Source organism: Streptomyces sp. NPDC057271, assembly GCF_042668715.1.
Lineage (GTDB): Bacteria > Actinomycetota > Actinomycetes > Streptomycetales > Streptomycetaceae > Streptomyces.
This window is the reverse complement of sequence record NZ_JBHUYJ010000165.1, coordinates 1-10383: the sequence shown is the minus strand read 5'-3', so window position 1 is coordinate 10383 and position 10383 is coordinate 1. Positions and strand designations below refer to the sequence as shown.

Genomic DNA, 10383 nt, shown 5'->3' with positions numbered 1-10383 from the left:
CAGGCTCGAAAGAGGACTCAGCAGGGACGACGACCTCACTCACGCCTACCGCAAGTGGCTCCAAGCCGCTTGACAGCAATAGGAGCATCAGCGGGCCGCTTGTCGGCGTGACGTGCCACCGGCAACCGGCTCAGGTCGCCGACGGCTCGTCCGGTGTCAGCACGTCGAGTGCGCGGTCGAGGGCGTCGAGGAGTGAGGTCTGTTCGGCGGGTGTGTAGAGCATCCGAAGCGCGAGCCCGTCGCTGAGCGCGATGACGGCATCGGCGGTGGCTCCGGCGCCGGGGCAGCCGACGCTGTCGAGCCATGCCGCGAGGACCTCCCTGACGTCCTGGTCGACCTGGCGTCGGATCGCGGCGAGACGGGGGTGGTGGGCCGCCTGTACGGCGAAGGCAAGCTGTGCGGCGGCTTCGGCGCGGCGCTCGTCGTCCAGCGGGAGCGTGGTGAGGACCAGCTCGCGCAACGCCTGGCGCAGCGGGAGGCCGGTGTCCACGAGCGCCATGCGCTCCTCGACGCGCTCACCGGCGAGTTCGGCGGCGAAGACCAGCATCTCCTCCTTGGAGCGGAAGTACTTCTGCACCGCCCCGGCGGACCGGCCGCTGGCCGCGGCCACGGTGCGCACGCTGATCTGGTCCAGGCCGCGCTCGGCGGCGAGTCGCAGCAGCGCGGCGCCGATCTGTCGGCGCTGCTCGGGCCGGTCGACTGTCTTCGGCATGGGCCGCCTTCCCTCTTTGAGATACAGTCGTATTCTAACGATGAACGGGGAAGACGATGGACGACGGCCACAGCGAACCCTCCACGCCCGCGGTGCGCGTCTCGGACGCCGACCGCGATCGGGTCCTGGGCATCCTGGCTGCGGCGCTGGCCGAAGGCCGGCTCGACGCCCCGGAACACACGAGCAGGGTCCAGGCGGCCCTGCGCGCACGCACTGCCGACGACCTCGGCACCCTCACCGCCGACCTGCCGGCCCCGACGCCGACCCGAGCGGAAAGGGGCCGAAGCGACATGGCGGAGTGGCTCGCGGAGTGGCGGTACTGGCTCGGCGGGCTGGTGATCATGTCGGCTGCCTGGGGCGTGCGCTGCCTGCAGAAGGGGGAGTTGACGTACTACTGGCCGGTCGCCCCGCTGGGGGTGTGGGCGGCGGTCCTCCTCGCCGTGGCGATCTGGCCCCGCCGCGGCGACGAGGGCGGCAAGAGCTGACCGCGCCCGGGGCCCCGCAGACGATCACCGCGCGCCGGGTGGTGCCACGGGAGGGTGAAATGCGACGCTGTTCGGATGAACATCCCGTTCCTGGACAACTGGCGCAAGCGGCATGAGGCCGAGCACCCCCTGGCCGCGGCCTTCGATCGCGACCCCGAGGGAGTGGGTGAGCTGCTCGCCGAGTGTGAGCTGCTGCGCGCCAGGGTCCAGGACGCCGGGGTGACACTCGACGACACCCCGCAGTCGCTCGCCGCCCTCGATCAGCTCCCGCCGCGCTGGCGCGACGATCCGGAGGAGCTGCCCTGGCTGGGCAACGACGCCGGGCTCTATCTGGGCACCGTCATCGTGCGGAACGTGCCAGGTGCGAGCTGGCAGGTGTGGCCCGGCGGGCAGCCCGTGGTGCGGCTGGCCTCCGGTCGTGAGATCAACGCGGTCGAGGCGGGGCTCGAGTGGGCCATGAGCGGATCGCCCGAACTCTCCCAGGTGTACGGGGAGGCCGCCGAGTTCTGACCCCTGGCGCACCGCCCCCGGCCGGTCACGCACCACCCCCTTGCAGTAAATACGGCTTATGCCGCTCTTATGCGTGTCGAGCGTGAAGCCCCTTTCGGGATGGATAGTTTGCGCTGACCTCGACAGAGCCGAGAAGGGGGCAGGGGAGCGTATGACAGTCGTCGCCGATCCGTTGATCGAGCTGCGTGACGTCAACAAGCACTACGGCACCGTGCACGTGCCGCAGGGGATCACTCTCACCGTCGGCCGCGGGGAGGTGGTCGTGGTCGTCGGACCGTACGGATCGGGCAAGTCGACGCGCTGCCGGGCCGTGAACCGCCAGGTCCGCAAGCGCAGGGCGCCGCTCCTCGGCGAGCCGGCCTCCGCCCTCGACCCGGCGATGTCACGTACGAGGAGTTCCCGCACGCGAACAAGCTGATCGCGTCGAACCTCGACCGCGACCTGCCGATCATCCCCGTCGTCATGGTCATCCCGCCGATCTGCACCGGGATGTGCGTCCTGCTCTCCTGGCCGCCGCATGGGTGGCCAGGAGAGAGCGGCGCGGTCCCGGGACACAGGCCGTCGACCTCGCTCCGGCCGAACCAGGGACGCTGCTGCCGGGTGGGGCCCTTCCAAGGGCCCGGCCGCCGCGCAGCAGCGCGCAGGGAGCCATACCCGCCCGGCAGCAGCCGGTGATCACTCCGCCCGCAGGGGAACCGCCACGTACGAGGGGTCGGACTCCGGGGAGGAGAAGGTCAGCTGCGCGCCGGTCGGGTTGTGCTCGATGTAGAGCGGGTCGACGGTGTCGACGACCAGGGCGAGACGGTGACCCGCGGGCACGTCGTAGGCCGTGGAGAACAGCTCCAGGTCGACACCGAACGGTGTGCCGGGCGTCTTGCCGTGGAAGGTGTGGGGGGCATTGCTGACCAGCTTGCCGAATCCGAGCGGGCCCACGTCGTAGAGATACGCGACGAGGGTGCCGCTCTCCTTGGTGGAGGTGACCGTGGTGTGCACCTTCACCGTGCCGCGCACCTTCTGGGGCGTGCCGTACCGCTCGGACTGCCACACGCCGGCGAAGGCGCGGGGGAGGAGGGGGATCGAGGCCACGGGCGGGGTCCTGAACAGCTGGTCCAGGAGGCTGGTGAGCATCACGACGCCGCCGTTGGCACCGGAGTCGACGTTCGCCCAGATCCGCTGGGTGCTGCCGAGCGCGAACTTCCGCTCGTTCGCCCCGACCGACTTCCAGTCCGGGTAGCCCTCGTAGCCGCCGGTGGAACGGGACTTGAGCTGGACGGGCTGCTCCCGGTCGATGCCGTTGTCGGTGCCCTTGAGGTAGCGGTCGAACCAGCGGTGGGCGCTCGTCCAGGTGTCGTTGGGCAGTCCGAGCAGACCGGTGGCCTCGGCGGTGGCGTGGTCGCCGGGGCGGAACTCCAGACGCTTGGGGCCCTGGAGCTTCTCGTAGAAGGAGGCGTACTGGTTGGGCGGGAAGATGGTGTCGCCCCAGGCGTTGCCGAGCATGATCGCGGCGCCGTTGGCGTTGATCCGGTCGAGGTAGGTGACCGCGGAGCGCTTCCTGCCCCACTCGATCATCTCCCCCTCCTTGGTGAGGTCGGAGGAGAGGAAGTCGCCCAGGATCTGCTGGAGTTCGGGTCCCGGGCGGCCGGTGAGGTAGCCCGCGCCGCCGAGCAGCCCGGCGGCCTGGAGGTGCTGGGTGCGGCCGCTGTAGATGGACTCGATGAGGTCGGCCCAGCCGCTGAGGGCCGCGACGGCCTTGATCCGGTCGTCGTGCGCGGCGGCGAGCAGGCTGATGCCGGCGCCGTAACTGACGCCCGCCATACCGACCTTCGAGGGGTCGGCGGGGGTGTGGGCCAGGGCCCAGTCGATGACCCTGGACGCGTCGGCGACGTCCTTGGGCCCCGCGGTCTCGATCTGGCCGCCGGACTGCCAGAAGCCGCGCGAGTTGTAACTCACCACGACGTAGCCGGAGTCGGCGAGTTTCCGGGCCTGGGCCAGATACTCGATCTGGGGCATGGCCCAGCTGGTGGGGAGCACGATCACGGGGTAGCGGGCCGAGCCGTCGGCACCGGCGGGGGTGACGACATTGGCCTTGAGGACGGTGCCGCCGTCGCCGGCGATGTCGACGAAGCGTACGGGCGTGCCGGACTCCGCGGCGTGGGCGGCGGGGGCGAGCCCGAGGGCCGTCCCGGCCACCAGGGCGGCCGAGACGGCGAAGACGAGAGATGTACGCACGGGTCACTCCTCACTCGTGTCACTGGTGGGGACAGTGCAAAGTGACCCGACGGTAACCGGCCAGGCTTACCTGGGGTAACTGGTCGGTAAGTTACGCGAGGGTAACGATTGTTGAACGCGAGATCAGCGCAGCGCGCTCTTGGCCTGCCACTCCGTCCAGGAGAGGTTCCACTCGCCGTAGCCGTTGTTCAGCGCCTGCGTCCCCTTGGCGTCGGACCCCGTGATCTCGAAGGGGTCGCCCACCTGCACCGCGTCGTATACACCCCGCGCGTTCGCGTCGCTCATCCCGATGCAGCCGGAGCTCTTGTTGGCGCTGCCGAAGTACGCCGCGTTCCAGGGGGCCGCGTGGGCGTACATCCCCGACCAGGTCAGGCGCATCGAGTAGTCGACCATCTTGTCGTACGCGTCACCGAGGCCGACGGTCTCGGAACGCATGTTGATGGTGCCCTCCTTGGACATCAGGACGGTCCTGCCGCGCCAGGACGCCTTCTCGCCGCCCGGTGTGCCTGCTGACATGGGCACGTCCTTGACGGTCTGCCCGTCACGCAGCAGCGTGAGCCGGTGGTTGTCGAGATCCACCTTGACCAGCTGGTTCCGGCCGATCGAGAACGTGGTGGTGTAGTCGCGGACGAACCAGCCGCCGGCGCCGGAGTCGATCCCGCTCAGCGTGGCGTCGAGGGTGACCTTCGTACCGGACTTCCAGTACTCCTTCGGCCGCCAGTCGACCCGGTCCTTGCCGGACCAGTCCTGCATCCAGCCCCACGAGCCCTCGGTGTTGTCCGAGGTGGTGACCTTGAGGTGCTTCTCGACGTCCGCCTTGTTCTTCACCGGGTGGTCGAACACGATCGACAGCGGCTGGGCGATGCCGACGGTGGTGTTCTTACCGGGTGCCAGGGTCAGCTTGTTGACCTTGTCGGGGGCGGCGGTGGTGAACGCGGCCTTCGCGCTGCCCCCGGCGGCGTCCCGCGCCTCGATCGCGTACGCCGTCCCGGGCGCCGCCCGTCGCGCGGACGTCCAGCTCCTCCCGTCCGCCGCCACCTTCCCCTCCAGCCGGGCGCCCTTGGAGTCGGTGACGTTCACCTCCTTGAGCCGCTCGCCCTCGGCCAGCGTCACGGTGACGGGCTCGCCGGCCCGTGCCTCGTCCCCGGTCAGGTTCACCGAGATCCGCGTCTTCGGCGGGGCCTGCTTGTCGTCACCTCCTGGGCCGCCCGCTCCACCCGAACCGCCGGAACACGCACAGAGCCCCAGGGTCAGGGCGGCGGTGACGAGCAGGGCGGGCGCGGGTATGCGGTTCACGAGGACGACCTCCGGTGGTGATCTCTTGCGGGGGGTGAGAGTGCCGATGGCCGGGATCGGTTCCGAATATGTGGACTATTTCGCTGATGTCGGATGTGACATGGGCGATACCCGACACCCTGCGGCACCCCGCCGACCTGCCATGATGGGCCGGACAACCTCCCGACCCGCGATCGGCGCCATGTCCCCCTCGTCCCACGGCTCGGCGCTGCCGGGTCTCACCGCGTACCAACAGGCCCTGCGGGAGCGGGTTCTGGCCGCACCTCAGGTCGCGGCGCCCGCCCCCTGGCGGTCCGTGTTCGAGACGTGCGCGCCCGTCGGAGGGCTCGTCGGGATCGGGTTCGGGTTGGATCCGGAGCGTGGGCGAGACCTCGTGATGGTCGTCTCGCACGCCGGGCACGGGCTGTTCGACGCCACCACAGGGGAGCGGATCGCTCGGGACCGGGACCCCGAGGGTGAGATCCCCGACGGTCCGGACCTCTCCTGTCCCGGGCTGGGGCCGCTCGCCGGGACACGGGTGCGGATCGCCGGGCTGTACGGAGGCGGGCTGCACACCACCGCCTCCGGCGGGTGGCACGTCGACGTCGTCGGCCCCGACTGGCCGAACGAACGGGTCCTGCTGAGTGCCTTCGGAGGCATGCTCCACCGCGATCCGCACGGCGAGAAGTGGTGGCACGTCTTCCACCCCCGCTGGTCGGAACTGCGCGCCGTCGGCTTCTCGCCCTCCGGGCGGACGCTCGCCGTCGCGACCAGCAGTGACCTCACCCTGTGGACCCGTGCCGAAGCGAGTTGATCCTTCCGGACCTGGTATTCCGGCCGCCGTCGCCGCAAGCTGGGGGCGTGGACAGCGACGAGAGAGTGGACGGCGGCGGCGTGGACGGCGAAGGCCGTGACGTGCCCGACGTCTTCGACCCCCGGATCTACGCCGAGGGGATTCCCCACGAGGCCTTCCGGGCGCTGCGCGACCGGTGGCCCGTCGCCTGGCAGGAGGAGTACGAAGTCCTCGGCTGGCCCGCCGGGACCGGGTTCTGGGCCGTGACGCGCCACACCGACGTCGTACGGGTGCTCAAGGACTCCGCCGCGTACTCCTCGTACCTCGGCGCCACCCAGATCCGCGACCCCGACCCGGCCGATCTGCCCTTCATCCGGCGGATGATGCTCAACCAGGACCCTCCGCGCCACGGCCGGCTGCGGCGGCTCGTCAGCCGCGCCTTCACCCCCGGGCGGATCGAGCGGTTCGCCGGGACCGCGCGGGCGCGCGCCCGCGAGCTGCTGAAGGCAGCCGTCGACGCCGGCCCCGAGGTCGACCTCGTCCACGCCGTCACCGACGACTACGCGCTCCTCAACCTCACCGACCTGCTCGGTGTACCCGCGAGCGACCGGGGCCTGCTGTTCGGCTGGACCGAGCGGGTCATCGCCTACCAGGACCCCGACGAGCCGCCTGTCCTCGACGACCGGGGCCGGCCCGTCAATCCCCGGTCGCCCGCCATGCTCGCCGAGATGTTCGACTACGCCCAGGAGCTCGCCGCGTACAAGCGGAAGAATCCCGCCGACGACATCATGACCACGCTCGCCACCTCGGAACTCCGCCCCGCCGAGCTGGAGATGTTCTTCTTCCTGCTGACCGTCGCCGGCAACGACACGGTCCGCAGCGCCGCCCCCGGCGGGCTGCTCGCCCTCGCCGGACACCCGGACGAACGGCGGCGGCTCTGGAGCGGCGAGACCGGCGTCGAGCGGGCCGTCGACGAACTGCTGCGGTGGCACCCGCCCGTGCTCTCGTTCCGCCGCACCGCCACCCACGACACCGAACTCGCCGGCCGGCCCATCGCCGCGGGTGACAAGGTCGTCGTCTTCCACGCCTCCGCCAACCACGACGAACGCGTCTTCACCGACCCGCACCGGCTCGACCTGGACCGGACTCCGAACCCGCACGTCTCCTTCGGCGAGGGTCCGCACGTCTGCCTCGGGGCCCACTTCGCCCGGCTCCAACTCCGCGTCCTGCACGAGGAGGTACGCGACACCCTGGACGACCTCGTGCTCACCGCACCGCCCCGGCGTCTCGTCTCCAACTTCATCAACGGCGTCAAGACCCTGCCGGTTCGGGTGCGGTAGCGGGGGTTTCGGTCCGCTCGGCCGGCTCGGGCGGCGCGGTCCGAGCGGCCCGCGTGACATCGGCGACCAGCTCCACCACATCGGGGCCGTACGCGTCGGAGTTGACCACCTTGAGGAGGAGGACGAACGGACCCAATCCGTACTTCCGCGCCAACCTCTCGTGGTGCCGGGCGAGATACCGGGTCGCGGCCTGGTTGCTGATCGCGGACTGGCCGCAGAAGAGGAAGACCGGTCGGTCGCCTTCGCCCCCGGTGAGCCGGGCGAGGACCACGTACTCGGTGACTCCCCAGTCCGCACGGTACGTCTCGCCGCCGACGGTGACCATGGTGCGGTCGGCGACCGGTTCGGGGTCCACGTTGATGGTCAGGCCGGGCAGCAGGGACGAGAGGTGCGCGACCATCCGGCGGTTGGACGTCGGTCCGCCGACGCAGAACTCGGTACGGTCCCCGAGACCCTGCCGGATGGCGTCGTGCTGGGCTATGCGGGGGAGCGCCCCGCAGTCCTTGATCAGCGCGGAGAGTTCCAGCAGCGCGGACACGTCGACCGGGTGCACCGCCCCCTCGCTGCCCGCCTTGCGGTTCACCACGAGCAGGCAGTCGGACCCGCCGGGCAACCCGAAGAACGCCTGCTTGCGCCGGAATCCACGACGCCACAGATACGTCCGGGTCAGCCAGCCCAGTGAGGCGCTGACCCCGGTCGCGAGGACCCCCAGCACGACATTGCGCAGGTCTTCATTCATGGGGGCGCATGCTAGCGGCACGGCGCACCGCTGTTCGAGGCGGTCCTGACGTGAGGGCGGGACGGAAGTTACGCTGCGCGGACGGTCGTTGACTGGAGGTACACGTGGGACGCTCCACCGCTCGGAAGGTCTCTCTGCTAGCCGTCGCCGTGACCGTGCTCTCCGTGGGCGCCGCGGCGCCACCGGCCGGCCCCCCGCCACCACCGCCCCCCGTGAAGGAGCCCGTCGCCGTCGGGTACGGCGGAGCCGTCGCCAGTGTCGACGCCGACGCCTCCGCCGCGGGCATCGAGGTGCTCCGCAAGGGCGGCAACGCCGTCGACGCCGCCGTCGCCGTGGCCGCGGCCCTCGGCGTCACCGAGCCGTACTCGGCGGGCATCGGCGGTGGCGGATTCCTCGTCCACTACGACGCCAGGACCCGGACCGTCCGGACGATCGACGGCCGCGAGACCGCTCCCGCCTCGGCGGACGAGAACCTCTTCGTGGAGAACGGCGCGCCCATCCCCTTCGAGGAGGGCATGACCAGCGGCCGGGGTGTCGGGACCCCCGGCACCCCCGCCACCTGGGAGGCCGCGCTCGACGCCTGGGGCACCAAGCCGCTGCGCACCCTGCTCGAACCGGCCGAGCGCCTCGCCCGTGACGGCTTCACCGTCGACGCGACCTTCCGCGCCCAGACGGCCTCGAACGAGGCCCGCTTCCGGGACTTCCCCGCCTCCTCCGAGCTCTTCCTGCCGGGCGGCCGACTCCCGGCCGTGGGATCCGTCTTCAAGAACCCCGACCTGGCCCGTACGTACGACAAGCTGGGCCGCGAAGGCGTCGGCGCCCTCTACCGGGGCCCGCTGGCCCGGGACATCGTCAACACCGTCCGGAAGCCTCCGGTGCGGGAGGGGGCCACGCGTGTGGTCCGCTCCGGCGATCTGACGGAACGTGACCTCGCGTCCTACGAGACCGAACGACGCCGGCCCACCAAGGTCTCCTACCGCGGCCTCGACGTCTACGGGATGGCCCCCTCCTCGTCCGGCGGTACGACCGTCGGCGAGGCCCTCAACATCCTGGAGCGCACCGACCTCTCCGCCGCCCCGCAGGCCGCCTACCTCCACCGCTTCATCGAGGCGAGCCGGATCGCCTTCGCCGACCGGGGCCGCTGGGTCGGCGACCCGGCCTTCGAGGACGTGCCGACACGGGAGCTGCTCTCGCAGCGGTACGCCGACTCCCGGGAGTGCCTGATCCGCGACGACGCCGTGCTCACCAGCCCTCTCGCGCCGGGTGACCCGCGCCACCCGGCGGCCTGCGCCAGCGGGGGGACGGCCGCACCGACCACGTACGAGGGCGAGAACACCACGCACCTCACGGTGGCCGACAGGTGGGGCAACGTCGTCGCCTACACGCTGACCATCGAGTCGACGGGCGGCAGCGGGATCACCGTCCCGGGCCGGGGTTTCCTGCTCAACAACGAGCTGACCGACTTCTCCTTCGCCCCGGCGAACCCGGCCGTCCACGACCCGAACCTCCCCGGCCCCGGGAAGCGCCCGCGCTCCTCGATGTCCCCGACGATCGTCCTCGACCGGCACGACCGGCCGGTGCTCGCGCTCGGCTCCCCGGGCGGGGCGACCATCATCACCACCGTGCTCCAGACGCTGACCGGCGTCGTGGACCGGGACCTGCCCCTCGTCGAGGCCATCGCGGCCCCGCGCGCCAGCCAGCGGAACCAGACGACGACGGAGCTGGAACCGGCGCTGTGGAACAGCCCGTTGCGGGCCGAACTCGAAGCCGTCGGCCACGGTTTCCGGCAGAACCCGGAGATCGGCGCGGCCACCGGCGTCCAGCGACTGCCGGACGGGCGGTGGATCGCCGCGGCGGAGAAGGCGCGACGTGGCGGCGGCTCGGCGATGGTGGTGCGGCCGGCGGGATAGCTCCCGCGGCCCGTCCGCCCACCCGACGTCCGTACGGGGCGGGGAGGGGCGGGGCTCGTACGCGACGTCCCGCCCGCCGCCCCTACCGGGCCGTCAGGATCCGGGGGCCGTCGTCCGTGATGGCCACCGTGTGCTCGGCGTGGGCGGCGCGGGAGCCGTCCATCGTGCGGATCGTCCAGCCGTCCCGCGCCGTGTAGTGGTCGTCCCCGCCGCCGCCGATCAGCATCGGCTCGATCGCGAGGACCATGCCGTGCCGGAGCGGCATGCCCCGGCCCGGGGGGGGCCCCGTTGGGGGGGCCCGGGGCCCCTTTCCTGCCCCGCCCCCCCCCCTGGCGCCCAAAAACACCGGGGGGTCCTTCCCACCGCCTTTGCCAAACCCAACCACCCCCC

Annotated in this window: 9 protein-coding genes and 3 pseudogenes; 7 read left to right on the top strand and 5 right to left on the bottom strand. The window is 71.5% G+C overall.

Annotated features, from left to right (window positions below; genetic code table 11):
- Window positions 1-130: 130 nt before the first annotated feature.
- Window positions 131-712 (bottom strand): TetR/AcrR family transcriptional regulator, encoded by a 582-nt coding sequence (locus ACFUJR_RS37410; protein WP_383172662.1) that lies wholly within the window; start codon window positions 710-712, stop codon window positions 131-133.
- A gap of 56 nt (window positions 713-768) precedes the next feature.
- Between ACFUJR_RS37410 and ACFUJR_RS37405 the strand changes: the two genes are divergently transcribed.
- The 4 genes and pseudogenes from ACFUJR_RS37405 to ACFUJR_RS37390 form a co-directional block, all read left to right on the top strand.
- A complete protein-coding gene (locus ACFUJR_RS37405; RefSeq protein ID WP_383172664.1) occupies window positions 769-1197 on the top strand; it encodes a DUF1707 domain-containing protein in 429 nt (142 codons plus the stop codon).
- A 75-nt stretch (window positions 1198-1272) separates the two neighbouring features.
- Window positions 1273-1707, top strand: coding sequence for a DUF6278 family protein (locus ACFUJR_RS37400; RefSeq protein WP_383172666.1), 435 nt, complete (start codon window positions 1273-1275; stop codon window positions 1705-1707).
- 151 nt (window positions 1708-1858) lie between these two features.
- Window positions 1859-2026 (top strand): annotated as a pseudogene (locus tag ACFUJR_RS37395) (amino acid ABC transporter ATP-binding protein); the annotation flags it as partial.
- A 62-nt stretch (window positions 2027-2088) separates the two neighbouring features.
- Window positions 2089-2312, top strand: a pseudogene (locus ACFUJR_RS37390) (amino acid ABC transporter permease); the annotation flags it as partial.
- 70 nt (window positions 2313-2382) lie between these two features.
- Here ACFUJR_RS37390 and ACFUJR_RS37385 read toward each other — a convergent pair.
- Complete coding sequence (locus ACFUJR_RS37385; protein ID WP_383172668.1) at window positions 2383-3936, bottom strand: alpha/beta fold hydrolase; 1554 nt, start codon at window positions 3934-3936, stop codon at window positions 2383-2385.
- A 123-nt stretch (window positions 3937-4059) separates the two neighbouring features.
- Window positions 4060-5232 (bottom strand): Ig-like domain-containing protein, encoded by a 1173-nt coding sequence (locus tag ACFUJR_RS37380; RefSeq protein ID WP_383172670.1) that lies wholly within the window; start codon window positions 5230-5232, stop codon window positions 4060-4062.
- A gap of 181 nt (window positions 5233-5413) precedes the next feature.
- Between ACFUJR_RS37380 and ACFUJR_RS37375 the strand changes: the two genes are divergently transcribed.
- Entirely contained in the window at window positions 5414-6025 is a 612-nt protein-coding gene (locus ACFUJR_RS37375; protein ID WP_383172672.1) for a hypothetical protein, read from the top strand.
- Window positions 6026-6105: 80 nt separating this feature from the next.
- Window positions 6106-7344, top strand: a complete 1239-nt coding sequence (locus tag ACFUJR_RS37370; protein ID WP_383172713.1) for a cytochrome P450 — start codon at window positions 6106-6108, stop codon at window positions 7342-7344.
- On the opposite strand, the gene ACFUJR_RS37365 is transcribed toward ACFUJR_RS37370, so the two are convergent.
- Window positions 7316-8083 carry a hypothetical protein gene (locus ACFUJR_RS37365; RefSeq protein ID WP_383172674.1) on the bottom strand — a complete coding sequence of 256 codons (768 nt, stop codon included), beginning with the start codon at window positions 8081-8083 and terminating at the stop codon, window positions 7316-7318. The genes ACFUJR_RS37370 and ACFUJR_RS37365 overlap by 29 nt on opposite strands.
- Before the next feature lie 104 nt (window positions 8084-8187).
- On the opposite strand from ACFUJR_RS37365, the gene ggt reads away from it, so the two are divergent.
- Window positions 8188-9993 (top strand): gamma-glutamyltransferase, encoded by a 1806-nt coding sequence (gene ggt / locus ACFUJR_RS37360; RefSeq protein ID WP_383172676.1) that lies wholly within the window; start codon window positions 8188-8190, stop codon window positions 9991-9993.
- Window positions 9994-10075: 82 nt separating this feature from the next.
- Here ggt and ACFUJR_RS37355 read toward each other — a convergent pair.
- A pseudogene (locus ACFUJR_RS37355) lies at window positions 10076-10383 on the bottom strand (type I methionyl aminopeptidase); the annotation flags it as partial.

What these genes read in the sequence shown, in the direction of transcription:
- ACFUJR_RS37365 (WP_383172674.1), bottom strand. Translation starts at nt 8,083, where the DNA reads ATGAATGAAGACCTGCGCAATGTCGTGCTGGGGGTCCTCGCGACCGGG.
- ACFUJR_RS37375 (WP_383172672.1), top strand. Translation starts at nt 5,414, where the DNA reads ATGTCCCCCTCGTCCCACGGCTCGGCGCTGCCGGGTCTCACCGCGTAC.
- ACFUJR_RS37405 (WP_383172664.1), top strand. Translation starts at nt 769, where the DNA reads ATGGACGACGGCCACAGCGAACCCTCCACGCCCGCGGTGCGCGTCTCG.
- ACFUJR_RS37410 (WP_383172662.1), bottom strand. Translation starts at nt 712, where the DNA reads ATGCCGAAGACAGTCGACCGGCCCGAGCAGCGCCGACAGATCGGCGCC.
- ACFUJR_RS37400 (WP_383172666.1), top strand. Translation starts at nt 1,273, where the DNA reads ATGAACATCCCGTTCCTGGACAACTGGCGCAAGCGGCATGAGGCCGAG.